At 67.2% G+C, this 23,005-nt stretch carries 29 protein-coding genes and 2 pseudogenes; 18 read left to right on the forward strand and 13 right to left on the reverse strand.

What is annotated here, in order from left to right; all coding sequences use genetic code 11:
* Positions 1-14 precede the first annotated feature (14 nt).
* The 3 genes from VNM24_17370 (at position 15) to VNM24_17380 (ending at position 3,026) form a co-directional block, all read left to right on the forward strand.
* Positions 15-2,003: an alpha-amylase/4-alpha-glucanotransferase domain-containing protein gene (locus VNM24_17370; GenBank protein HWQ40352.1), complete on the forward strand. Its 1,989-nt coding sequence runs from the start codon at positions 15-17 to the stop codon at positions 2,001-2,003.
* 108 nt (positions 2,004-2,111) lie between these two features.
* Positions 2,112-2,411: a hypothetical protein gene (locus VNM24_17375; GenBank protein ID HWQ40353.1), complete on the forward strand. Its 300-nt coding sequence runs from the start codon at positions 2,112-2,114 to the stop codon at positions 2,409-2,411.
* A gap of 141 nt (positions 2,412-2,552) precedes the next feature.
* Positions 2,553-3,026 (forward strand): hypothetical protein, encoded by a 474-nt coding sequence (locus tag VNM24_17380; protein HWQ40354.1) that lies wholly within the window; start codon positions 2,553-2,555, stop codon positions 3,024-3,026.
* Positions 3,027-3,038: 12 nt separating this feature from the next.
* Here the strand turns inward: VNM24_17380 and mgtA are convergent, their stop codons facing one another.
* Together mgtA and VNM24_17390 are read right to left on the reverse strand one after the other, a co-directional pair.
* Positions 3,039-5,627: a magnesium-translocating P-type ATPase gene (mgtA, locus tag VNM24_17385; protein HWQ40355.1), complete on the reverse strand. Its 2,589-nt coding sequence runs from the start codon at positions 5,625-5,627 to the stop codon at positions 3,039-3,041.
* Positions 5,624-6,079 (reverse strand): CBS domain-containing protein, encoded by a 456-nt coding sequence (locus VNM24_17390; GenBank protein ID HWQ40356.1) that lies wholly within the window; start codon positions 6,077-6,079, stop codon positions 5,624-5,626. The genes mgtA and VNM24_17390 overlap by 4 nt, the downstream gene beginning before the upstream one ends.
* A 269-nt stretch (positions 6,080-6,348) precedes the next feature.
* On the opposite strand from VNM24_17390, the gene VNM24_17395 reads away from it, so the two are divergent.
* From VNM24_17395 to VNM24_17415, 5 genes are all read left to right on the forward strand, one after another.
* Entirely contained in the window at positions 6,349-6,945 is a 597-nt protein-coding gene (locus VNM24_17395) for a nicotinamidase (protein ID HWQ40357.1), read from the forward strand.
* Between the two features lie 4 nt (positions 6,946-6,949).
* Positions 6,950-8,323 carry a nicotinate phosphoribosyltransferase gene (locus VNM24_17400; GenBank protein ID HWQ40358.1) on the forward strand — a complete coding sequence of 458 codons (1,374 nt, stop codon included), beginning with the start codon at positions 6,950-6,952 and terminating at the stop codon, positions 8,321-8,323.
* Between the two features lie 127 nt (positions 8,324-8,450).
* Positions 8,451-9,104: a phosphoribosyltransferase family protein gene (locus VNM24_17405; protein ID HWQ40359.1), complete on the forward strand. Its 654-nt coding sequence runs from the start codon at positions 8,451-8,453 to the stop codon at positions 9,102-9,104.
* A complete protein-coding gene (locus VNM24_17410; GenBank protein ID HWQ40360.1) occupies positions 9,101-9,784 on the forward strand; it encodes a dienelactone hydrolase family protein in 684 nt (227 codons plus the stop codon). The genes VNM24_17405 and VNM24_17410 overlap by 4 nt, the downstream gene beginning before the upstream one ends.
* Positions 9,785-9,836: 52 nt before the next feature.
* Positions 9,837-10,064: a hypothetical protein gene (locus VNM24_17415; protein HWQ40361.1), complete on the forward strand. Its 228-nt coding sequence runs from the start codon at positions 9,837-9,839 to the stop codon at positions 10,062-10,064.
* Positions 10,065-10,103: 39 nt separating this feature from the next.
* Here the strand turns inward: VNM24_17415 and raiA are convergent, their stop codons facing one another.
* The 3 genes from raiA to VNM24_17430 all read right to left on the reverse strand — a co-directional run bounded on the left by raiA (position 10,104) and on the right by VNM24_17430 (position 11,757).
* Positions 10,104-10,646 carry a ribosome-associated translation inhibitor RaiA gene (gene raiA / locus VNM24_17420; GenBank protein ID HWQ40362.1) on the reverse strand — a complete coding sequence of 181 codons (543 nt, stop codon included), beginning with the start codon at positions 10,644-10,646 and terminating at the stop codon, positions 10,104-10,106.
* 31 nt (positions 10,647-10,677) lie between these two features.
* A complete protein-coding gene (locus tag VNM24_17425) occupies positions 10,678-11,178 on the reverse strand; it encodes a hypothetical protein (protein ID HWQ40363.1) in 501 nt (166 codons plus the stop codon).
* Between the two features lie 66 nt (positions 11,179-11,244).
* Complete coding sequence (locus VNM24_17430) at positions 11,245-11,757, reverse strand: Hsp20/alpha crystallin family protein (GenBank protein ID HWQ40364.1); 513 nt, start codon at positions 11,755-11,757, stop codon at positions 11,245-11,247.
* A gap of 133 nt (positions 11,758-11,890) precedes the next feature.
* On the opposite strand from VNM24_17430, the gene VNM24_17435 reads away from it, so the two are divergent.
* From VNM24_17435 to VNM24_17450, 4 genes are all read left to right on the forward strand, one after another.
* The gene (locus VNM24_17435; GenBank protein HWQ40365.1) at positions 11,891-12,649 is read left to right on the forward strand and encodes a DUF72 domain-containing protein; all 759 of its coding nucleotides are present in this window, start codon (positions 11,891-11,893) and stop codon (positions 12,647-12,649) included.
* Between the two features lie 158 nt (positions 12,650-12,807).
* On the forward strand, positions 12,808-13,053 hold the full coding sequence (locus tag VNM24_17440) for a hypothetical protein (protein ID HWQ40366.1): 246 nt from the start codon (positions 12,808-12,810) through the stop codon (positions 13,051-13,053).
* Positions 13,054-13,077: 24 nt separating this feature from the next.
* Positions 13,078-13,359, forward strand: coding sequence for a phosphopantetheine-binding protein (locus VNM24_17445; GenBank protein ID HWQ40367.1), 282 nt, complete (start codon positions 13,078-13,080; stop codon positions 13,357-13,359).
* 19 nt (positions 13,360-13,378) lie between these two features.
* Complete coding sequence (locus tag VNM24_17450) at positions 13,379-13,918, forward strand: GNAT family N-acetyltransferase (GenBank protein HWQ40368.1); 540 nt, start codon at positions 13,379-13,381, stop codon at positions 13,916-13,918.
* 110 nt (positions 13,919-14,028) lie between these two features.
* Here the strand turns inward: VNM24_17450 and VNM24_17455 are convergent, their stop codons facing one another.
* Genes VNM24_17455 through VNM24_17465 form a run of 3 tightly spaced genes read right to left on the reverse strand, consistent with a single transcriptional unit; the run spans position 14,029 to position 14,886 of the window.
* A complete protein-coding gene (locus VNM24_17455; GenBank protein ID HWQ40369.1) occupies positions 14,029-14,178 on the reverse strand; it encodes a hypothetical protein in 150 nt (49 codons plus the stop codon).
* 55 nt (positions 14,179-14,233) lie between these two features.
* A complete protein-coding gene (locus tag VNM24_17460) occupies positions 14,234-14,470 on the reverse strand; it encodes a hypothetical protein (protein ID HWQ40370.1) in 237 nt (78 codons plus the stop codon).
* Between the two features lie 32 nt (positions 14,471-14,502).
* Entirely contained in the window at positions 14,503-14,886 is a 384-nt protein-coding gene (locus VNM24_17465) for a c-type cytochrome (GenBank protein ID HWQ40371.1), read from the reverse strand.
* Positions 14,887-15,068: 182 nt separating this feature from the next.
* On the opposite strand from VNM24_17465, the gene VNM24_17470 reads away from it, so the two are divergent.
* Genes VNM24_17470 through glgP form a run of 4 tightly spaced genes read left to right on the forward strand, consistent with a single transcriptional unit; the run spans position 15,069 to position 19,923 of the window.
* On the forward strand, positions 15,069-15,914 hold the full coding sequence (locus tag VNM24_17470) for a bifunctional DNA primase/polymerase (GenBank protein ID HWQ40372.1): 846 nt from the start codon (positions 15,069-15,071) through the stop codon (positions 15,912-15,914).
* Positions 15,915-15,951: 37 nt separating this feature from the next.
* Positions 15,952-17,073 carry a phosphatidylglycerol lysyltransferase domain-containing protein gene (locus VNM24_17475; protein HWQ40373.1) on the forward strand — a complete coding sequence of 374 codons (1,122 nt, stop codon included), beginning with the start codon at positions 15,952-15,954 and terminating at the stop codon, positions 17,071-17,073.
* Positions 17,070-18,230 carry a metallophosphoesterase gene (locus VNM24_17480; GenBank protein ID HWQ40374.1) on the forward strand — a complete coding sequence of 387 codons (1,161 nt, stop codon included), beginning with the start codon at positions 17,070-17,072 and terminating at the stop codon, positions 18,228-18,230. Before VNM24_17475 ends, VNM24_17480 begins: the two co-directional genes overlap by 4 nt.
* Positions 18,220-19,923, forward strand: a complete 1,704-nt coding sequence (gene glgP / locus VNM24_17485; protein ID HWQ40375.1) for an alpha-glucan family phosphorylase — start codon at positions 18,220-18,222, stop codon at positions 19,921-19,923. Before VNM24_17480 ends, glgP begins: the two co-directional genes overlap by 11 nt.
* A gap of 10 nt (positions 19,924-19,933) precedes the next feature.
* On the opposite strand, the gene VNM24_17490 is transcribed toward glgP, so the two are convergent.
* From VNM24_17490 to VNM24_17510, 5 genes and pseudogenes are all read right to left on the reverse strand, one after another.
* Positions 19,934-20,158 carry a hypothetical protein gene (locus tag VNM24_17490; protein HWQ40376.1) on the reverse strand — a complete coding sequence of 75 codons (225 nt, stop codon included), beginning with the start codon at positions 20,156-20,158 and terminating at the stop codon, positions 19,934-19,936.
* Between the two features lie 102 nt (positions 20,159-20,260).
* Positions 20,261-20,830, reverse strand: coding sequence for an archaemetzincin family Zn-dependent metalloprotease (locus tag VNM24_17495; GenBank protein ID HWQ40377.1), 570 nt, complete (start codon positions 20,828-20,830; stop codon positions 20,261-20,263).
* Between the two features lie 54 nt (positions 20,831-20,884).
* The gene (locus tag VNM24_17500) at positions 20,885-21,028 is read right to left on the reverse strand and encodes a hypothetical protein (GenBank protein ID HWQ40378.1); all 144 of its coding nucleotides are present in this window, start codon (positions 21,026-21,028) and stop codon (positions 20,885-20,887) included.
* Positions 21,025-21,537 (reverse strand): DUF4143 domain-containing protein, encoded by a 513-nt coding sequence (locus tag VNM24_17505; protein ID HWQ40379.1) that lies wholly within the window; start codon positions 21,535-21,537, stop codon positions 21,025-21,027. Before VNM24_17505 ends, VNM24_17500 begins: the two co-directional genes overlap by 4 nt.
* A 77-nt stretch (positions 21,538-21,614) precedes the next feature.
* A pseudogene (locus VNM24_17510) lies at positions 21,615-22,076 on the reverse strand (AAA family ATPase).
* Between the two features lie 321 nt (positions 22,077-22,397).
* On the opposite strand from VNM24_17510, the pseudogene VNM24_17515 reads away from it, so the two are divergent.
* Positions 22,398-22,661 (forward strand): annotated as a pseudogene (locus VNM24_17515) (type II toxin-antitoxin system RelE/ParE family toxin).
* Positions 22,662-22,676: 15 nt separating this feature from the next.
* Positions 22,677-22,991 (forward strand): transcriptional regulator, encoded by a 315-nt coding sequence (locus VNM24_17520; GenBank protein HWQ40380.1) that lies wholly within the window; start codon positions 22,677-22,679, stop codon positions 22,989-22,991.
* The last annotated feature ends 14 nt before the right edge of the window (positions 22,992-23,005 follow it).

Below are 23,005 nucleotides of genomic sequence, written 5' to 3' on the forward strand. Positions count from 1 at the left end.
AGAGCGGCTACTTCGTGACCAGGTCGGTATCGCTGCTGTTCGGAGTCCATGCGCACCAGCCGGCGGGCAATTTCGAGCACGTGCTCGATCACGCGCACGCGCGCTGTTACCGGCCTTACCTGGAAACCGTGTACCGCTATCCGGAGTTCAGGTTCGCGATCCACTCCAGCGGCTGGCTGCTCGACTACCTGCTGCGTACCTACCCCGAGGACATGCGCAAGCTGCAGGAGATGGTGGCGCGCGGACAGGCGGAGCTGTTCGGCGGGGGCGACACCGAGCCGGTGCTGGCCTCGATCCCGGAGCGCGACCGCCGCACCCAGATCGCGGCGTTGTCCGACCGGCTCGAACGGGCTTTCGGACAGCGCCCGAGCGGTGCCTGGCTCACCGAAAGGGTATGGGAGTCTGCGGTCGTTCCTTCGCTCGCTGATTCGGGCATCCGTTACGTGACCGTGGACGATTATCACTTCCTTTGCGCCGGGAAAGCGGCGGAGGAACTGACCGGCTATTTCTCCACCGAGGAAGGCGGCGTGCCGCTCGATCTGTTTCCGATTTCCGAGGCGCTGCGCTATCGGATCCCCTTTTCCCCCGCACCCGAGGCGGTCGCGTATCTGGAGTCGCTCGCAACCGAAGACGGCAGTGGCGCGGCAGTCTACTTCGACGACATCGAGAAGCTCGGCATCTGGCCCGAAACCCACGAATGGGTGTACGGGAAGAAGTGGCTGGAGCAGTTCATCGAAGGCGTGCTGCGCTCAACGCTCATCCGGTCGGCGCACTATCGGGATTTCCACGCCGGCCGGCGCACGCGCGGTGTGGTGTATCTGCCGGCAACGTCCTACATCGAGATGAACGAATGGTCTCTGCCCCCCGCGCAGGCCCATGAGTGGGCGGATCTGGTCGCGCAGGAAAAGGCCGCCAACCGCTATGCCGCGCGCAAGGCCCTGATCCGCGGCGGCATCTGGCGCAACTTCATCGCCCGCTACCCGGAGTCGAACTGGGCGCACAAGCGCATGCTTTCGCTGTCGGCACGCGTGGCTTCTCTGCCAAAGGCGGCCATCACGCCGCAGATGCAGAACCTGCTGCATCTGGCGCAAGCCAACGACGCCTACTGGCACGGCCTGTTCGGCGGCATCTACCTGCCGCACCTGCGCCGCGCGGTCTGGAACGCCATCGTCGCGCTCGAAGCCCTGCTCGATGCGGGCGCCGAGCGCAAGGCCGTGGTCAGCGTGGACACCGACCACGATGGCCACGACGAAATCTTCCTTTCCAACGGCGAGCTGCAAGCCGTCATTCGCGACGATGGGCAGGGTGCGATCCACGAGCTGGATGCCTACTGGCTGCGCCACAACTTCGGCGACACGCTCGCGCGCCGCGAGGAGCACTACTACCGCAAGATCCTGCAAGGCGTGCAGCGCGCGCACGACGGCGAAGGCATCGCTTCCGCGCACGACCGCGTGGGCTTCCGGCATCCGATCGCGCCCGAGGATCTGATTCCCGATGCCCGGCCGCGCGCGATCTTCCTGGATCGCCTGCTGCGCGACGGCCGTGAAGTCGCCCCGGGCTACGCTCTGGCCGAAGCGGCGCCGGACCATGTGGCGCTGACCAGTCGGCAGGCCGGCGTCGCCAAGATCTTTGCGCTGCGCGATCGCCGGCTGCGCGTGGACTATGTGTTCGATGCCACGCCGGGTATGCTGGAGAGCGCGCTGAACCTCGCGATGCCCAGTTGCGATGGCGTTCTCGGGCGCTACCGGCTCAAGGGCGAGATTGCGGGAGGGTTCGGACAGAGTTTCGAATGGCGGGACATCACCGGCCTCACCCTGGAAGACGACGTGCTGGGCGGCAAGCTCGTGCTGGAGATTTCCGAACCGGTCACCGTGCGCGCGCTACCCCACCGTACCGTGTCCCAGTCCGAGGAAGGCTTCGAAAAGATCATGCAGGCGGTGACGCTGCAGCTCGCGACGCCCCGGCCTGTAGGCGCTCTGCGCATCACGCTCTCGGTCTTCTGAAGACCCCAGCCCCGCGATCCGAATGAAGCACCGGCGAGAACTTCTGGCAAAACTCGCGATCCTGTTCTATATCAGGAGAACGGCGCTGGCCCAAAACGGAGGGAAACCATGAACCGCGACGACCTGGTCGAAAAGATGAAGCAGCAGCTCGACGACTGGAATGCCAGAATCCGGGACTGGGAGGCCGAGATGCAAAAGGCCCAGAGCCACCTCAAGGCTCAGTACCAGTCGCAGCTCAAGACGCTGGAGAAGCAGCGCGACGAGCTGATCAAGCGCATGAACGAGGTGCAGCAGGCCAGCCAGTCCGCCTGGAAGGAAATGAGCAAGGGCTTCGAAGAGGCCTGGAAGACGATGTCATCGAGCTTCGAAAAGGCCTGGTCGGAATTCCACAAAAAGAAAGACAAGTGACCCGCGCGCATCGCGAAGAACCCGGGGGTTGCGAGGATCGCGCAAGCAGAGGACAGGGGGGACTTTCTCCAGCGCCCGGCTGGGGCGCCGCCGTGCGTTCGAGAAGGGTCGTCTGAATCGATGAACAAGGAGGATGATTTCGTGAATGCTTTGCGCGGCGCCGTCGTGGTCTTGCTCACGCTTCTCTTTTTTCCCGGCATCGCCGCGAGCGCCGAGGCGGCGATTGCGGCCGGCTGCAGACTCGCGGCCGACGATCCGTTGCGTGCCGAGGTCAATCGCGTGATGCGGGAAGGCACCGAGTTCGAGCTCCAGCAGAAGGCCGCGCTGCAGGACAAGGTCAGCCGGCTCGGGCAGGCCAGGGGGTGGACCAAGGCCGAAGAAGACGCCTATCTGAAGAAGGTGGTCTTCGTCGGGAACAACGAATCCTGGGACCAGACCCTGGAGCTGGTCGCCGCGTTCGTCCGGGTCTGCGAGGAGCAGAACGACGGCAATCAGCGCGCCGAGGCGGTGCGGCTCTTTCGAGAAATGTACCTCATCGAAGAGAAACAATGGCGGGCGATTCACGACCGTGTCGATCGCGAACTCGATGCCGCGAACCGCGACCCCGGGCGCTGAGAAACCGCGCCGTCACCCGAAACAGCGGTAGAACCAGCGCTTGCCGAATTGCGCCAGGACCAGATAGGCGCTCACGATCACGCCGAGGACGGCGAAGTAGTGCGCCGGCAGCGGCACGAGGCCGAACTGCGCGCCCAGCGCGGTGTAGGGCAGCGCCGCAGCGGCGATCACTACGGCGAGCGAGGTGATCACCAGCAGCCCGTGCGGCGGGCTCGCGAGCGGGCTGCCGCGCGTGCGGATCACGAAGATGACCAGCACCTGGGTCGCCACCGACTCCACGAACCAACCCGTCCGGAACATGGCGACGTCGAAACCCAGACCGACCAGCAGCACGTAGAACGTGAGGAAATCGAACACCGAGCTCAGCGGTCCCAGCGCCAGCATGAAATTGCGGATGAACTTCATGTCCCAGCGCCGGGGGCGCTCCAGCTCGGCGCGGTCGACGCGATCGAGGGGAATCGCCATCTCGGACAGGTCGTAGAGAAAATTGTTGAGCAGCACCTGGACCGGGAGCAGCGGCAGAAACGGCAGCAGCAGCGGCGCGGCGGCCATGCTGGCCATGTTGCCGAAGTTGGAGCTGGTGGCCATCATCAGGTACTTCATGATGTTGCCGTAGGTGCGCCGGCCTTCCTGCACGCCCTGGTGAAGCACGAGGAGATCATGGCGCGTGAGCATCACGTCGGCGGCTTCCCTCGCCACGTCCACGGCGCCGTCCACGGATATGCCCACGTCGGCAAGATGCAGGGCCGGCGCGTCGTTCACCCCGTCGCCGATGAAGCCCACGGTGCACCCGCGCTGCTTGAGCGCACGCACGATCCGCTCCTTCTGGGCCGGTGTGACGCGGCAGAACAGGTTCGCTCTGTGCGCCGCGGCCGCCAGGGCGACGTCGTCCATCGCCTGGATTTCGTGGCCGATTAACGCGCCCTGCACCTCGAGCCCGACCTGGTCGCAGAGGTGGCGGACCACGCGTTCGTGGTCGCCGGACAAAACCTTGATGGCCACACCGTCGCGTCGCAGCGCAGCCAGCGCCTTCGCGGCATCCTTGCGCGGCGGATCGACGAACGCCAGCAATCCCGCGAATACCAGCGGTGCCTCGCCGGCCTCGGCCGCCGACGCGCAGTCCTTCGGCAGCTCCAGCCATGCCACGGCGAGCGTGCGCAACCCCTCTTCGCTCATCGCCTCGAAGTGCCGCCACACCGCGGCTCGCTGCGCTGCGTCGAGAGACTTCAGCGTGCCGCCCGCCTCCTCGAAGCTGATGCAAAGCGCGACGATCTCCTCCGGCGCACCCTTGACGATGAGCAGCCGTCGGCCATCGGGGCTTTCGACCAGCACGGAAACCCTGCGCCGCTCGAAATCGAACGGCACTTCGTCGATCTTCTTCCATCCCTCGATCCCGCGCCGCCCGTGGGCGATCACGGCCAAGTCCAGAGGGCTGCGGATGCCGGATTCGAAAAAGCTGTTGAGGTAAGCCAGTTCGAGCACCCGCGCCGATTCGTTGCCCCCGGCGTCGATGTGGCGGACCAGCTCGAGCCTGCCTTCGGTGAGGGTTCCGGTCTTGTCGGTGCAGATCGTGTCCACGGCCCCCAGACCATAGACCGCGGAAGGACGTTTCACGACCACCCGCTTGCGTGCAAGCCGAAGCGCGCCCCGCGCGAGGGTCACGGAGACGATCATCGGAAGCAGCTCCGGGGCGAGGCCGACCGCCAGCGCCAGCGCGAACATGAACGAGTCGAGCCACGGGTGACCGAGGCTGCCGTTGATGAGCACCACCGCCAGGGACAGCAGCAGCGTCAGCCTCAAGACAAGCAGGCCGAACTGGCGCGTCCCCCGCTCCAGCGGATCGGGCGGGCGCCGCTGCGCGAGCGCGCCCGCGATCTTGGCCAGCTCGGTGTGCCGGCCGGTGGCGACGACCACGACTCGCGCGCTGCCACTGAGCACCGAAGTGCCCATGAACACCACACCCCGCGCCTGCGTGAGATCGGCATCCGGCGGCGGCTCGTGCGGCTGCTTCTCGACGGGATAGGATTCGCCGGTGAGGGTGGCCTGGTTGACGAACAGGTCGCGGCTTTCGAGCACGATGCAGTCCGCCGGCACCAGATCGCCGGCCGACAGCAGCGCCACGTCTCCGGGAACGACCCGCTCCACCGGCACTTCGCGCGCGATCCCGTTGCGCTGGACGGTGCAATGCACGGCGACCGACTCGCGCAGGCGCTCGATGGCCCGCTCGGCCCGGTATTCCTGAACGAAGTCCAGGACCACGCTCGCCGCGATCACCACTGCGATGATGACGGCACTCCGCGCATCGCCTGCGAACGCTGCGATCGTCGCCGCGGCGAGCAAAAGCAGGACCAGCGGATTGCGGAACCGGGCGAGCAGCTCGACGAGCCATGGCCTGCGGCCGACCACGGCGACCCGGTTCGGCCCTGCGGCGCGCAGGCGGGCAAGCGCTTGCGCCTCCGTCAAACCGGATTCCGAAGCACCGATGTCCGCGAAGATCCGCTCACGCGAGCGGCACCACCAGGGCCGCCGGCCCTCGGCGTGCAAGGTCGGCAGGATGGCGATCCCTTCTCGGGAGCGGGCGGCTCGCGCCGCGGCGATCACGCGCTGCCGCGTTCGGCGATCTCGCGCTCGCGCTCGCTCTTCAGAATCCCGGTCAGGCTCGCGACTTCCGCTCCGAGCCCGTCGATCACGTCGTCGAGCGAGACGATGCCCACCAGCAGGCCGTCACCGTTGCTCACCGCGAGGCGGCGCACGCCGTTCTCGCGCATGATCTCCATCGCTTCGTGGAGGTCGGCGGTCTCCGAAACCGTGGCCAGATCGGGGGTCATCACATCGTCGAGCGTTGCGTCGGAGGGGTCGATTCCGTCCGCCATCGCCTCCAGCACGAGGTCCCGGTCGGTGACAATGCCGATCACTTCGCCCTGGTCCGGTTCGTCCCGGGTGACCAGCAGCGCGCCCACGTGATGGCGGCGCATGAGCAGGGCCGCTTCCTGCAAGGTGCAGGAGCGCGGAGCGCGAATGATGTTGCGCGAGTAGATCCGTTCGATGTTCATGGTTTTCCTCCAGGGTCGGGGTTCCCGCCTCGATACTGCGAACCCTCGTTCGAGCGCCCTGCCACGATACCCGCTCGCCGCCGGCCGCCATTGACGCACGTCAAACCCCGGCGAAAAGCGCTCGACGAGAATGGGGACCGGGCAAAGCGCCGGGTGCGCGCGCAGCCGCCCGGCGGTGGTTGACAATTCCGTGACCCGAGCCCGAAATAACCGAAAGAGATGCGAACGCGGACTCGCTGACACGCCGCACTGTATCCTGGGAAATCGCCATGAATACTCCATCGACACTGAGACCCCGGGCCGGAGACGCGCTGATCATCGTCGATGTGCAGAACGACTTCCTGCCCGGCGGCGCGCTTGCCGTGCCGCGCGGCGACGCGGTGATCGCGCCGCTGAACCGTTACGCCGCCTTGTTCGAAAGGCAAGGACTGCCGGTGTTCGCCACCCGCGACTGGCATCCGGCGAACCACTGCTCGTTCCGCGAACAGGGCGGGCCCTGGCCTCCGCACTGCATCGCGGACACCCCCGGCGCGCAGTTCGCGCCCGGCCTGAGGCTGCCGGCCTCGGCGCGCATCGTGTCGAAGGCGACGAGCGCGGAGCGTGACGCCTATTCCGGCTTCGCCGGAACGGACTTGGACGCCCAGTTGCGCCGCGCCGACGTTCGCCGGGTATTCGTCGGCGGGCTCGCCACCGATTATTGCGTGCTCAACACCGTGAAAGACGCGCGCGCGCTCGGCTACGAAGTGGTGCTGCTGCAGGATGCGATCCAGGCCGTGGACGTTCAGCCGGGAGACGGGCGGCGCGCCCAGGAAGAGATGCAGCGCCTCGGGGCCGTGCCGGCCGACGCGGAGTCGGTCGGTGCCTGAGCCGATGGCGGAAGCCGCCGCGCAGCGCGATCCGGGCTCGAGCGCCCTGCTCACCGATCTGTATCAGCTCACCATGCTGCTCGCGTACCGCGAGCAGGGCATGACCGACACGGCGGTGTTCGAGTTCTTCGTGCGCAAGCTGCCGCGCGGTCGCAACTTTCTCATCGCGGCCGGGCTCGAACAGGTGCTGCACTTCCTGGAGAACCTGCGCTTCACGGACGAAGAACTGGACTGGCTGCGCGCCGAGCGGCGCTTTTCAGCCGGGTTCGTGAACGATCTGCGGGGGCTTCGCTTCACGGGCGATGTACACGCCATGCCGGAAGGCACGATCTTCTTTCCGCACGAACCGATCCTGCGCGTGACCGCGCCGCTGCCCGAAGCCCAGCTCGTCGAGACGCGGATCATCAACTTGCTGCAGTTGCAGACCATGGTCGCCGCCAAGGCCGCGCGCTGCGTTCTGGCGGCGCCGGACAAGCTGCTGGTGGACTTCGGCTTGCGCCGGGCGCACGGGGCGGAAGCCGGACTGCTCGCCGCCCGCGCCGCGTATCTCGCGGGCTTCGGCGGCACCGCGACCGTGCTGGCGGGGCAACGCTTCGGCATCCCGCTCTACGGCACGATGGCGCATTCCTTCGTCCAGGCCCACACCGACGAGACGCTGGCATTCGAGCATTTCGCGCGGGCGCACCCCGAGAACACGGTGCTGCTCATCGACACCTACGACACCGAAGCGGGGGCGGCCAAGGTCGTGGCGCTCGCCCGCAAACTCAAGCAGGAAGGCATCATGGTGCGCGCGGTGCGCCTGGACAGCGGCGACCTCGCCGACCACGCCCGCAAAGTGCGGCGCATTCTGGACGAAGGAGGCTTTCCGCACATCCGGATCTTCGCCAGCGGCGGGCTGGACGAGCGCATCCTGCACGATCTGTTGGCCGCCGGCGCGCCGATCGACGGCTTCGGCGTGGGCACCAGCCTGGTCACCTCGGAGGACGCCCCGGCGCTGGACTGCGCCTACAAGCTGCAGGAGTACGCGGGCCTCGCGCGCCGCAAACGCTCCGAAGGCAAGGCAACCTGGCCTGGCCGCAAGCAGGTCTACCGGCACCACGACGCCGATGGCCGTATCGCCGCCGACACGATTGCCCTGGAAACGGAGACTTTTCCGGGCGAGCCCTTGCTGCAGCCGGTGATGAAGGGCGGGCGGCGCCTCGCCGACCCGGAGCCGCTGAACACGATCCGGGACCGGGCGCTCGCGGCGATGACGAGGCTGCCCCCCGCTTTGCGGCGGCTGGAGCCGGCCGAACCCCTGCCCGTCACGATCTCGCCCGGGCTCAAGGCGCTGGCCGCCGAAGTGGACCGGCTCGGTCTCGCCTCGCCGCACGCCTGACGGCTGCCGGAGCGCGAAGACGCGAGCGGCGTCTCGTACGGTCCCGCCTGCCGCCTTTATTGCCGCGCGATTTGACCTGGCGCAAAGCCCGTCGCCCGCCGGAGTGGATCATTTGCGTGTCATGCCCATCCAGTTCGATTCCCGAATCGACGCCGCCCGCAGGCTGGCAAAGGCCCTGGCCCGCTATCGTGGTCGCAATCCCCTGGTGCTCGCGATCCCGCGCGGCGCGGTCGAGATGGGCAAGGTGCTGGCCGAGGAGTTGGGCGGCGAGCTGGATGTGGTGCTGGTGCGCAAGCTGCGCTCCCCCTTCAGTGCGGAGTTCGCCGTTGGCGCGGTCGACGAGTCGGGCTGGACCTATATCGCCGAGCATGCCGCCCGTTCCGGCGCCGATGAGGCTTATCTTGCGCGGGAGAAGCAGGTCCAGCTCGAAACCCTGCGCAAGCGTCGGCTGCAATACACCCCGACGCGGCCCCCGATCGACCCCGCGGACCGGATCGTCATCGTGGTCGACGACGGGCTGGCCACGGGCGCCAGCATGATCGCGGCGCTGCACGCGGTGCGTGCCCGGCACCCGGCGCACCTGGTGTGCGCCGTTCCGGTGGCCGCGCCCGAGAGCCTGGAGCGCGTGCGCCCTTACGCCGACGAAGTGGTGTGCCTCGAAGCCCCAGCGGAGTTCTACGCGGTGGGCCAGTTCTACCGCGAGTTTCCGCAGGTCGAGGACGAGGCAGTCATCGCCCTCCTGGCGCAGGCCGCCCGCAAACACGCCGCGAGCGAATCATGAGCGCCCCGCGCGACGAGACGCTGGTTTCGATTCCCGCGGGCGAGGTCGCGCTGGAAGGCGTGCTCGAGCGGCCGGCGCAGACGACGGGTGTGGTGGTGTTTTCCCACGGCAGCGGCTCCGGCCGCCATTCGCCGCGCAACCGCTTCGTCGCCGCGCAACTGCGCCGGGCAGGACTGGCCACCCTGCTCCTGGATCTGTTGACGCCGGAAGAGGACCAGGACTACGCGAACCGATTCGATATCGACCTGCTGAGCCAACGTCTGGGATACGCGGTGCAGTTCGTGCGCACCCACCCCACCACCTGCGAACTGCCGGTCGGTTTGTTCGGCGCCAGCACCGGCGCCGCTTCGGCGCTGCGGGTGGCTGCGGCGCTGTCCGATGGCGTGCGGGCGGTCGTGTCCCGGGGCGGGCGCCCCGATCTGGCGGGGGAAGCCACGCTGGCACGCGTCACCGCGCCCACGCTGCTGATCGTGGGCGGTCTCGATTTCGGCGTGATCGAGCTGAACGAAGCGGCGCGCGACCGGCTCGTCTACTGCAAGAGGGAACTGGCGATCGTGCCGGGTGCGACACATCTGTTCGAGGAACCCGGCGCCCTGGAGGAAGTCGCCCGCCTCGCGACCGCCTGGTTCGTGCGCCATCTGACACCGGTTTCCATTCCGTTCGATCACGCGCATCGCTGATCGCGATGTGACCGAACCAACGAACCTGACTACCCGGATAACAGGAGCCGCCGTGAAGCCTCGCAGACCCCGTCCCAGGAGAAGAACCGCACCGCAGCCCGAGGTTCAGCAGGGCGACGGTCGCAGCAAGGCCAGGGACGATGCGCTCAAGCGCATCATCAAGCAGCATCCGCTGCGCGACGAACCGCGCGTGGACAGCGTCGAAGAAATCGAAGAAGAAGTGGAGGAAGAACAGAACGTGCCGGGGCCTTCGCAAGGGCGGCCGTTCGAAGAACGCTGACCGTTCTCATTGCGCGACGCCGGAGTTCCCGCCGCGCGTTCAGGCGTGGTGCTTTCCGACGCTGACCCGCTTGGCCTGCGGACCTTCCGCCGCCATGTCCTCGATGAACTGAACGCCCATCCCTGGCGCGAGCTGCTCGAATGCCGGATGCACGACGTTGTCGCGGCTGAAGTACAGTTCGCGGCCGTCGGCGGTTTCGATGAATCCGTAGCCTTCGTCGGGAAACAGACGGGTAACCTTCCCGTGCCGGGCGAGGGCGTGCGCCTTGACGTCGCCGCGCATCTCCCTTGCGGCGTCCTCGAGCTGGCGTTTCACCGCGTCGAACGCGTCGCGCAGCGCGACGTACACGTCCTCGTGATGGTCGCGATTGGCGACGATCTCCTTGCCCGGCACGCGCACGTCGATGCGCACGCGAAACTGCCGCCCCTGGTGGTGGTGCTTGCTCAGTTCTTCCACCGTCACGCGGCAACTGGTGATGCGCGAATGAAACTCCTCGAGCTTCCCGGCCTTCTGGCGGATGTGCGCCTCGAGCGCCTCCGAGCGCGGAATGTCGCGGAAAGTGATCTGAACTGGAGTCTGCATTTCCCGGGGATTCGCTGGACGGGTTTGCGCCCTATTCCAGGCGTATGAAGGTTTCCGCCACGGCATCCTCGCCGTGCCGGCGGATCAGCGCGTCGATTTCGTCGAGCAGCGTGGCGTCCTCGTCCGCGTCGAGCACCCCGTTGCCGATCAGACGCGCCGCGAGGCCGTTCAGAATCGCTGCCCGCACCGTGCCGAGCGTGGGTTCGTCCGGTTGTCCCGGGTCGTTCGTCGCCGCCTCGATCACCCGAGACAGTGCTTCGCTCGCGCTGGCGCCGGCGAAATCGATCGCCAGAGCCTCCTCGCCGAACTGGTCGATGAGCGCGTCGAGCTCCGCGATGACCGACGACCGCTCCTCAGGGTGCAGCGCCCACCCTTCGCGCGACCAGCGCTTGCTTTCCTGCTGGAGCGAGGCGCGCACGTCTTCGAGCGTGGGCGGCTGCTCCCGGTCCGGATCTTCGAGCACGGCCTCGATCGCCGCCGAGAGCTCCGGACTCACATGGGCGGCAACATCGATGGGGAACCTCAAAGCCATCTTCTTCCTCGCGTTTCTCGACTCGCGATTCGCCCGGCGCGGGCAACCCCGCGCCGGGCGATGTTTTCAGTCGACCTTGATCGTGTGGCGTTTGGACTTGGCGAGTTTGGGGATCACGATCTCGACCATGCCATCCTTGGATGAGGCCTTGGCCCGTGTCCCGTCCACGTCGGCGGGCAGCGCCACGGTGCGCGCGAACGACGCCTCGGAGATCTCGTGGCGGTAGTACTCGCCCTTCTCTTCCTTCTGCTCGCGCTTGGTCGCACCCTTGATGGTGAGCGCATTGTCAGTGACGGAGATTTCCAGATCTTTCTTGTCCACGCCCGGAACCTCTGCGCGCACCAGCACGTCCTCCTCGCGATCGACTACGTCCACCCGCGGCCAGCGCACTTCCGGCAGCGCCGGCAGGTCCGGCCACTCCCAGCGCCACGGGCGCAGCCAGCCGCGCGGGAATATGCCTTCGGCCATGCGCTGCATCAGCCGATCCATTTCTTCGAAGGGGCTGACTGCAGCCACGGGCGACTTCTGCAATTCCCTGCTTTTTTCGCGGGATTCGGCTTCCTTGGTCTCGTTCGCCATGTTGAACTCCTCGTCTGACTGTTGTTCGGAACGCAACCTTACAGTGGCCCGCCGTGAGCGGTTTTGATCGCGATCAAAGAATCGGATGGCAGCGACGGCGCCACGCGCTGACCTGCATCAAGGCCCGGCCCCGATGCAGCCGCATAGTGAGCGGATGCGCGGACAGGCCTACATCGGCACCAGCGGCTGGAGCTACGCGAGCTGGAAGGATTCCTTTTACGAAGGTCGGCCCAAGACGCGGTGGCTGCCCTATTGCGCGCAGCGCTTTTCAGCGCTCGAGGTGAATGCGACCTTCTATCGGCTGCAGAGCCGCGAGACATTCCGCAGTTGGCGGGCCGCCACGCCGCCCGGGTTTTGCTTCGCAATCAAGGCGAACCGCTATCTCACGCACAACCGGAAGCTGCTCGAGCCGGCGCCGGCGATCCGGCTGGAGCGCAGCCGGGCCGCCGGCCTCGGCGACAAGCTCGTTGCGGTGCTCTGGCAGCTTCCGCGCAACTTCCGGTGCAACCTGGAGCGGCTGGAGACGTTCGCCCGCGCGCTCGGGCGCTGGCGGCGCGTGCGGCACGCAATCGAGTTCCGCCATCCCTCATGGTTTACCGGCGAGGTGGCTGCGTGCCTGCGCGAACGCGGCATCGCGGTCTGCCAGTCCGACGCCGCGGATTGGCCGATGTGGGAAGCGGTGACCACGGACCTGGTGTATGTGCGGCTGCACGGCCATCGAACGACCTACGCCTCGGCCTATTCGGACGCGCAGCTTCGCGACTGGGCCCGCAAGGTGCGGCACTGGATGCACGAAGGGCGCGACGTGCACGTGTACTTCGACAACGACGCCTTCGGTCATGCGCCGGCGAATGCCGTGCGCCTGATCGCGCTGCTCGAAGCGATGCGCTGACCGGGAGGGCACGGTTGCCCCTTCTCCTGATCTGCATCAAACGCCGCTCCGCGATTCGCGCTAATGTGTCCGAGATCCGGCGCTGCGGCGGCCGAACGCAGGCGTTGCCGCCGGAGGCAAGTGACTGTCGTTGCGGTCCGATCAGGCAAAGGAGCCCCATGACTGGCCATATACCCGACGTCGGCGCGCCCGATCCCGAACTGAAGACTTCACCGATACTCGACGAGTCCGAGGAGCCTTCGCCGGACGCAGATCTGCAAGCCGGCGCCTGCTACTTCAACAACGTGCGCTACCCGATCGGACAGTACGTGCGAAGCGGATCCGAACTGCTGCATTGCGAAGAGCGCGGGCTGTGGTTGCGCAAAGGCGAAGTGCGCCCGGCGAAATTCGGCCACCACTCGTAGCCGTCTTCGCTGGCCCGCGCACCCATGAATCGCGACGAGGTCCGCGACCATCTCGTGAGAATCCTGCAGCGGCTGGCGCCCGACATCGATCTTGGCAAGGTCGGGCCCAAGGCCAGCCTGCGCCGGGCGTTGGCCGTCGACTCGATGGACATTCTGAACTTCGTCACGGCGCTGCACGAAGAGCTGGGCGTCGATGTCCCCGAGCAGGACTACGGGAAGATCGACACGCTGGACGGCTGCGTGGACTACGTCGTCGCCGCCCTCGCTGGACGCGAACGCGCCGGGCACCCCGGCGCCCCGCGCTGAGGTCGCGCCTTCCTCGAAGGTGGCCGAATATCCGGCGCAACTCGCTCGCCAGCACCGGCTCGCCGACGGCCGGATGGTGACCATACGCCCGATCCGTCCGGACGACGCGGCGCGCGTGCGCGACTTTCTGTCCGGATCCTCGGGCGAGACGCGATATCGGCGCTTCCTGAAGTGGGTCGGCGCGCCCACGGAAAACCTGGTCCATTTCATGACGGACGTCGACTACGAGCGGCATCTGGCCCTCGTGTGCACCGTGGCGCGCGCAGACGGCGAAGACGTGGTGGGTGAGGCGCGCTACGTGACGAATCCGGACGGCAGGAGCTGCGAGTTCGCCATCATGATCCAGGATTCGTGGCAGAAGACCGGGATCGCCGGACTGCTCATGGATGCGTTGATGCGCGCGGCGCGCGAGCGTGGGATCGCCCGCATGGAGGGGTTGGTGCTCAGCGCCAACTCGAGCATGTTGCGCTTCGCCCGTGCCCTCGGCTTCGAAGCAGCCACGCTCGCCGAAGACCCCAGCACTGTTCGCATCACGAAGACATTGGAACCCGTCTCATGATCGCTCACGCCTGCCACGAAGACGCCTTGCGCCGGACTGCGCATCACGCGATCGGTCAGGTCCTGCGCACAGCAGGCCCGGCGGGCCCAACCCCCGGCCGGCGCCGCCCGCTACCGGCGCTTCTCCAGCGCGATGCCGACCAGCTCGACCGCGACCCCCGCACCGATCACCAGCAGACCGCCGAGCGTCTCGGGCGCGGCGAACAGCATCGCAGCGCCCAGCAACACCAGCACAATCGCGGACAATCTTCTCGGTTTCACGATCACATCCTACCCGACCGAACGCGCTGGCTATAGACCGGAGCGCGGAGCCGGCCTACCGAGCGAGAAACCCGGGGGCCGCCGCGTGCTCCCCGTGCCGCTCGATCAGTTCATCGATCTCGATCAACAACGCGGTGCGATCCTGCGGATGCAGCAGCTCGCCTTCCTGCTCCCACAGCGAGTCGTCGCGTTGCAAGGCCAGCCTCACATCCTGCAATGTGAGCGCCGCTTCCGGCCGCCGAGCGGCGAGCAGCGCCTGGATCGCGTCGCGCAGCTCCGCGCTGATGCGCACGGACGCTCCGCCCGGTTTTCCGCTTGCCATGTTCACTTCAAAGTCTTCAAATACGCGATGACGTCCGCGCGCTCGCGCGCATCCTGCAGGCCGACCGGCATGATCGTTCCATGGACCGCGCCGGTGGGCGCTGCCAGATAGCGGTCGAGGGAGCGTTCGTCCCACACGATATTGGCCTGGTACAGATTTCTCGAATAGGGCGAACCGTCCACGGTTCCGGCGCGGCGGCCCAGCAGTCCCACCAGGGAAGGTCCCACCGATTCGATCCTTTGCTTGTCGCCGTGGCAGCCGATGCACCACAGCTCGTAGGCTTTTCGTCCTCGCGCGGCATCGCCCTCGGCCGCCGCCTGCGGTCCCCCTGCCCACAGTCCGACCGCACCGAGCGCCATGATCATCGCAACCGTGGCCCGACGCATCTCCCTGTCCTCGTTGGGTGGCCACTGCAACCTACGCCGATGGCCGCAGCCCGATTTGACAGAGGTCAAAGGTTCTCGCCGACAGCGGTGGCGCCCGCGTGCTTGACCTGCATCAACGGGCACGCCGGCAATCGGATGAGAATCCGGGTCCATCCCACCCGCGAGGTTCCGGGAGCACGCGCATGACACCGGATTTGCAGGCCACAGCCACGCCCGGCACGCCCATCGAGATGAACGCCAAGCCACAGGACCCGTCGAACGACGTGCGCGCTGCCGCGCTCGCCTTGCTGGCCCGCGGCTGGTCCGTGATACCGGTGGAAGCGCGCGGCAAGCGCCCGATCGTGCCCTGGCTCGATTACCAGTCCCGCCTGGCCACGGAACAGGAAGTCGACGCCTGGTTCGGCGCAACCCGCAAACCGAACATCGGCGTGGTCACCGGAGCGATCTCCGGGCTGGTCGTGCTCGATGTCGATGCCCGGCACGGCGGGTCGCGAAGCCTCGCGCTGCTCGAGCTGGAGCACGGCCATCTGCCGCACACCGTGGAAGCGCGGACCGGCGGCGGCGGGCGGCACTTGTACTTCCGGCATCCTGGCGGGATCGTGCACAACCGCGTCGGAATCGCTCCGGGCATCGACTTCCGCGGCGACGGCGGTTGCGTCGTCGCGCCGCCTTCGTTGCATCCGAACGGGCGGCGCTACGAGTGGCTGCCGGGGTGCGCGCCGTCGGAAGCCGATCTCGCGCCGATGCCTTCCTGGCTGCTGCGCTTCGTGCACCCCGGCGCGCGCGCCGGCCATCCGCTCTCCCACTGGCGGCGACTGGTGCGCGAAGGCGTGGACGAGGGCAACCGAAACAACACGCTGGCTTCGCTCGCCGGGCATCTGCTGCGACACGGCGTCGATCCGCAGGTGGCGCTGGAGCTGCTGCTGGCGTGGAATCGCGTGCGCTGCCGTCCGCCGCTTCCCGACGAGGAGGTTGCGCGGGTGGTGGACAGCATCGCGCGGCTGCATCGACAGGAAGACGGCGGCTGAAGGTCCGTGCCGCTCGAATGAAGACCAGGTCGCCGGCATGCGCATGAAGCGCGCGTTGCAGTCGGACAGCCCTGCCAAGGCCCGGGCGGCTGTGGAGAGCGCTTCGCCCGGGCTTGCCGCAAGCCCGCGCGAGGCGCGCCCGAGCGCGGACGAGATCGCGCGCGCCCGGCCGATCATCGAGCGCTCGCCATGGACCTATGCGAATCTCGCGCTGCGCGGTGACAAGGCACTGCTGTTCAGTTCGCGCGGAAACGCCTTTCTGATGTACGGGCGCAGAGGGCGAAGCTGGATCGCCATGGGTGACCCCGTCGGCCCCGAGGACGAGGCGCTGGAACTGCGCTGGACGTTCCGCGATCTGTGCGACCGACAGCGGGGCTGGTGCGTGTTCTTCGAGGTGCGGCCGGAGCATCTCGGTCTCTACAGCGACCTGGGCCTTACGGTCGTTCCGCTCGGCGAGGAGGCACGCGTGGATCTGGCGCGATTCACGCTCGAAGGTGCCGCCCGCAAGGACCTGCGCAACGCGCGGTCCAGGCTGGCGCGTGCGGGCTGCCGCTTCGAGATACTGCCGCGCGAGGCGGTATCGACGCTGCTGCCGGCCCTCGCGCGGGTGTCGGATGCCTGGTTGACGCTGAAAAGCACGCGCGAGAAAGGTTTCTCGAACGCCTCCTTCGATGCGCAGTACCTCGCGAACTTCCCGCTGAGCGCGGTGCGCAGGGACGGTGAACTCATCGCCTTCGCCAATCTCTGGCTGGGTGCCGGCAAGGAGGAACTGTCGGTCGATCTCATGCGCCACCTGCCGGACGCGCCGAACGGAACCATGGACTTTCTCTTCTCGGAGTTGCTGCTCTGGGGGCAAGCGGAAGGCTACCGATGGTTCAATTTCGGCATGGCGCCCCTCTCAGGACTCGACGCGCATGCCCACCCGCCCTTGTGGCATCGTTTCGGCAGTTTTGTCTATCGGCACGGGGAGCATTTCTACAACTTCCGCGGCCTGCGCCGGTACAAGGAGAAATTCGATCCGGTGTGGACCCCGCTGTACCTGGCCTCGCCGGGGGGTATCGCGCTGCCGGCCGTTCTCGTGGACCTCACCGCGCTCATCGCCGGTAGCCTGACCGGAATCGTACTCAAGGGCTCGATGGTGACAAAGCGCCACCGATGAACCGGCTGTTCAATCCCTTCATCGCGACCGTGAGCACGATCCTGGCGCTCGGCTATGCCTACCTGGCCTGGCGGCTGGCCTCCGGCGCCGTCGCACGGCTCGGGCTCGCCGTGCCGTTTCTGCTGATCTGGATCGTGCCGGTCGTCTACTGGACCGGAGAGCGCGAGCACAAAGGCCGGGTCGACGACGCCGTGCACTTCATGAGCTACCTGTCCATGGGCTGGCTGAATTTCGCGATCGTGCTCTGCGCCGGGCGCGACGCACTGCTGCTCACGACCGCGGCGCTTCCCGTCTTCGGCGGGCTGCATGCCACCCTGCGCGAGGCGGGCACGGGGTGGGTGTGGATCGGCTCCCTCGCGGCGCTCGCCGCCGGCGCGTTCGCGGCGCTGCGCGGCCCGCACGTGCGCCAGGTCGACATCGCCATCGACGGGCTCGACGCCGATCTGGAGGGGCTGCGCATCGTGCAGATCAGCGATCTGCACATCGGACTGACGATCCGGGCCTCCTACGTGCGGCGCGTGGTGCACGCGGCCAACGCGCTGCGGCCCGACCTGGTCGCGCTGACCGGAGACATGGTGGACGGGGCGGTCGCGCGACTCGCGCCGCACGTGGCCCCCTTGGCCGATCTGAAGCCCGGCGGGCGGGTCTTTCTGGTGCCCGGCAATCACGAATACTATTCGGGAGCCGCGCCCTGGCTGCGTCATTTCGAAAGCCTCGGCCTGCGCGTGCTTCTGAACGAATACGTGGTGATCGCGCAGGGCCGCGCGCGCATCGTGGTGGGCGGCGTGGTGGATCCGGCCGCGCGCCTGGACGACCCGCGGCAGAGACCGCGTCCCGATCTGGCGGTTGCGCCGGAAGCGGGCCGCGCCTTTCGCCTGCTGCTCGCGCACAATCCCAAGATCGCGCCCGTGGCGGAACAGGCCGGATTCGATCTGCAGCTCTCGGGCCACACGCACGCCGGACAGTTCTTTCCCTGGACGCTCGCCGTGCACCTGGTGCACGCGCCGCACGTGGCCGGGCTTTCGCGCCGTGGCCGTCTGTGGGTCTATGTCAGCGCCGGAACCGGCACTTGGGGTCCGCCGGTGCGCTTCGGCACCGAGCCGGAACTGACGCTGCTGCGCCTCGTGCGCGGCGACCGGAGGCAGCATGGCGGATGAGTTCGCCCGGATCGACGATTTCACGGCCGAGCCGCGCACGGCCTATTTCTCCATGGAGATCGCGCTGCGCGCCGGCATTCCAACCTACGCCGGCGGTCTCGGGGTGCTGGCGGGCGACGTCGTGCGAACCGCCGCCGACCTCGAGCTGCCCCTGGTCGCGGTCACGCTGGTGAGCCGCGAGGGCTATTTCCGCCAGGAGATCGACCCGCAAGGATGGCAGATCGAACACGCGGACACCTGGAATCCGGGCGAGCATTGCCGGCCGCTGAACGCCGCGGTGGCGATCCCGATCGAGGGCCGTCCGGTCTGGGTCTCCGGCTGGCTGTTCGTGGCATCCGGCTCCACCGGAAGCACACCGGTGATCCTCCTCGACACCGATCTGCCGATGAACCAGCCCGAGGACCGCGCGATCACCAGCCGTCTGTACGGCGGGGATCAGGCCTACCGCCTGAAGCAGGAGGCCGTGCTGGGCATCGGCGGCCTGCACATGCTGCGGGCACTCGGATTCACCATCAGCCAGTATCACATGAACGAAGGACACGCCGCGCTGCTCGGGCTCGCGTTGCTGCGCGCGCATCGCTACCCGCCCGGCGATCTGCGTCCCGGAGAATCACCGTACGATCTGCACCGCGTGCGCCGGATGTGCAACTTCACCACGCACACCCCGGTCGAGGCCGGGCACGACAAGTTTCCCTACGAGCTGGTTCATCGGATTCTGGGCGACATCGTGGATCTTCCGACGCTGAAGGCGCTGGCCGGAGAACAGGTTTTGAACATGACCCTGCTCGCGCTCAATCTCAGCGATTTCGTCAACGGCGTCGCCCGGCGCCATGCGGAAGTGTCCTCGAAGCTGTTTCCCGGCTTCCAGGTGCATGCGATCACCAACGGCGTGCATCCCTTCACCTGGACCTGCCCCAGTTTCGCCCGGCTGTTCGACACTTGCGTGCCGGGCTGGGCGCACGCGCCCGAGCTGTTGATCCGTGCCGATACCATCCCCGACGACAAGATCTGGAGCGCGCACCTGGAAGCGAAGGACCGGCTGATTGCCGGCGTGAAAGAGGCTACCGGCGTGGCGCTCGACCGCGAGCGGCCGATCATCGGCTACGCACGGCGCATGACGGCTTACAAGCGGCCCGAGCTTCTGTTCAGCGATCTCGCACGCCTGCGTGCCATCGCCCGCCGCCATCCCTTTCAGATCGTGCTCGCCGGCAAGGCGCATCCGCAGGACAGGCCGGGCCAGGAACTGATCAAGCGTTTGCACGACCACGCGCGCGCGCTGCGCGGCGCGCTTCCCGTGGCGTTCCTGCCGAACTACGACCTGCAGTCGGCCGCAACCCTCGTCGCCGGCGTCGATGTCTGGCTCAATACCCCGCTTCCGCCGCTGGAGGCATCCGGCACCAGCGGCATGAAAGCCGCCTTGAACGGCGTTCCCCAACTGAGCGTGCTGGACGGCTGGTGGATCGAAGGCTGCATCGAGGGCGTGACGGGCTGGGCCATCGGCGAGCCTTCACAGTCGCCCGATTCCCACGCGCAGGCCCTCTACGACAAGCTGGAGCAAACCGTGCTGCCGCGCTTCTACGACGACCGCAGCGGCTGGCTGCGCGTGATGAAGTCGGTGATCGCCAAGAACGCGGTGTCCTTCAACAGCCACCGCATGATGCGCCGCTACGTCACCGAGGCGTACCTGCGCTGACGCGCGTGCATCATCGCGGGGCCGGCCCCGGCGTGGTGTCGGCCCCGGAGCCGCTGCCCTCGGCTGCGCTTTCGCGCAGCGGTGCTTGCGCCGAGTCGGGCGCACGGAACAGGTGGGCCAACGGACAGGGCTGCCGCGGCGAGCAACCGTGCTCGCGCGCGCATTCCGGCTGGCTCTGATCCAGCGCCACGTACTGGCGGCACACCGGGCAATAGTGAAGCGGAGAATCGAACATGGGGACCCTCGACAACGCGTTGCGGGCCAAGGCCGAGAGTGCATTGAACCTTGTTTGGTCCAGGCCTTGTTTGACGTGGGTCAAACACGGTCTCCCCTTGGGTCATCGATCATCCGCGGGTGCTCGTGCCGCGGGGCGGCGCCCGGCGCTTCGAAGCTTCCGCAAGCGGGCCGCGCAGCGATCGCAAAACTCGTCGTGCTTGCGGTCCGTGTCGGCCACACTGTTCGAGAAGTACATCACGCAGCCCGGTGTTGCGCAGTGATCGAGGCCCAGCGTGTGGCCGAGTTCATGCGTGACTTCCTTGACCAGGCGCGCCAGGAACAGTCCTTCGTCCGCCCCGGCGAGCAGCCGTGCGGTGGAAACCACGCAGGCACGCCCCGGGCAGTGCGCGATGCCGAACACGAAGTTCAGCCCCAGCGCGAACAAGTCGCGGTGTGTAATTCCCAGCACATGGGGCGCGCCGTGGCCTTGCACGAGCGCGAGCAGCGGCTCCGCCCGGTACTGGCCGCGCCGCGGCACGAATGCACGATCGGGCAGCGGCACCGGAGGCGCGATGCGCACGCGCACTCCGCGCGCCTCGAGCTGTGCGCTCAAGGCCTGTACGATCGGCCCGGGCATGCCCTCGAAGGGCAAGAGGGCGAGATCGTCGATCGGAATGCGGCCTGCGATCATCGAGATGCCAGCTTCCCGGTCGAGTTGCGCGGTCAGCGAGCGTGGATTCTCGGATCACCGCACACTACGCCCACAGCCGCGCCGCTGCCGGGCGTAGAAGCAGGCCGTGCGCGGATCGGCGCGCACCGCGGCCTCCGCCTTCGCCGCGGCTTCGAAAACGGCCGGCCACTCGGGCTGAAGAAACGCGAACTGGCTCATGCGGCAGCAAGCTCCGCGCTCAGGTCGAGCAGCGAGATGGCGTCCACAGCCTCGGTCAGCGGGAAGCGCTCTGCGCCACTGTAGAGGATAAACCGCCGCTCCGGCCTTACGTCTTCGGCAGCCAGACGAAAACCGCGCTCGAGCTTGGGTGTCAGTCCGCGCTTGACCTCGATGGCCCAAGGCTCGCGCCGTCCCGGAATCTTAAGCAACAGGTCGATCTCGGCACCGGCGGCGGTACGGTAGAAATACGCCTCCGTGCCCGGCGGCGCGGCGGCGATCAGAGACTCGATGACCATTCCCTCCCAACTGGCGCCTGCCACCGGGTGCGCGAGCAGCGACTCCATGTCGCCGATGCCGAGCAACGCATGCACCAGGCCGCTGTCGCGCACGTAGATCTTCGGCGACTTGACCACGCGCTTGCGCACGTTGGCGTGCCACGGCGGCAGGCGCCGCACGAGCAGCAGATCGACGAGCAGGTCCAGATACGAGGCGACGGTCTTGCCGTCCACCGCCAGCGCCCGGGCGAGCGCGGCACGCGCTGAATCTCATCGAGCACGACCAGTTTGTCCCTGTGCTGCGCGAGGTACAGCTCCGGATCGGCAAGCTTGGCCGGGTCGGTCTCGGATTCCAAATCGAGATAAATAGACCGCCGCGTCTTCGCGACTTCGAGTGCGAGGGTGGTCTTGCCCACCTGGCGGGGACCCAGCAGCGCCACGGCCGGACTTTCGTCCAGAGCGGCAGTCAGCGTGGACAATCGGCGGCGGGAATCATGGCTGCAATTATGGAGTTGAACTCCGTAAATGCAAGGTTGCGCCTGATCGGGAAAGGCACCGGTTGCCCGCGCGCGGACGGCCCGGCGCCGTTGGCGGGCGCGGGTCTCGTCGCGGGGCCGTTGTTGCGAAGTCGGCAATGCTCGTGGCGGCGTCGTCACGTCGAGCCGCTGGCGAGGAATCTCACCCGCGCGCAGAACAGAGCGGACGACGATGTCGCGCGCATGGCCAGCGCGATGACGAAAATCCTCGACTCTGTCCGTGTTCTCCGTGGCCACCGCACCGCCGCAAGGGCAATCCGGTTCACACGGAGATCACGAAGCACCTGAGCGTGAAGCCGAGATCCCTCGCTTCGCTCGGGATGACCCGCGATGTCATTCGGAGCCGGAGGCGAGGAATCTCAACTCTCGGCACGGTCGAGGTCCCTTGCGCTTACTAGCGGGTTCACCCTGACCGCCAACACGCTGCGACCGCGGCGGCGAGAAGCGAACTCTTATGGCTGGCTGGTCACGGATACGTTACCTTAGCGCGTGCCTACGATCCGAGTCCTCGAGTACCTCGATACTTCGGGCAGTTCACCATAGGCACGCTGGTTCGACGGCCTGAATGCCATTGCCGCAGCCAAGGTCGCCACGGCCATCTACCGCCTGAGCGAGGGCAATTTCTCAAACGTGAAGGGCGTGGGCGGAGGCGTGTACGAGCTTCGGATCGACTTTGGACCCGGCTACCGGGCCTACTTCGGCAAGGATGGCGAAACGATCGTGATTCTTCTCGGCGGATCGACGAAACGGGATCAGCGGCGAGCGATCGCCGCCGCGGCGAAGAACTGGGCCGCGTACAAACAAGGCAAGCGAAGCAAGTGAGCGACGGAGCAGCCCATGGGCTTGACGAGGGATTTCAAGGAAACAGTGATGGCGCGCGTACAGCGCGATCGGAAGTTCCGTGAGGCGCTGTTCTCGGAAGCGATCAATGCGTATCTCGCCGGCGATACCGTGACCGGCAAGGCGCTGCTGCGCGATCTGATCAACGCAACGGTGGGGTTCGAGGAACTGGCGGCGGAACTCGACAAGCCGAGCAAGAGCCTGCACAGGATGCTTGCGCCGCACGGCAATCCGAACACCGAGAACTTCTTCGGCATCGTCAGCGCACTCCAGAAGAAAACCAGAGTTCGACTGCGCGTCACGGCCGGGTAAGCGGTGCGAATGCC

Source organism: Burkholderiales bacterium (genome assembly GCA_035560005.1).
GTDB lineage: Bacteria > Pseudomonadota > Gammaproteobacteria > Burkholderiales > Eutrophovitaceae > DASRFY01.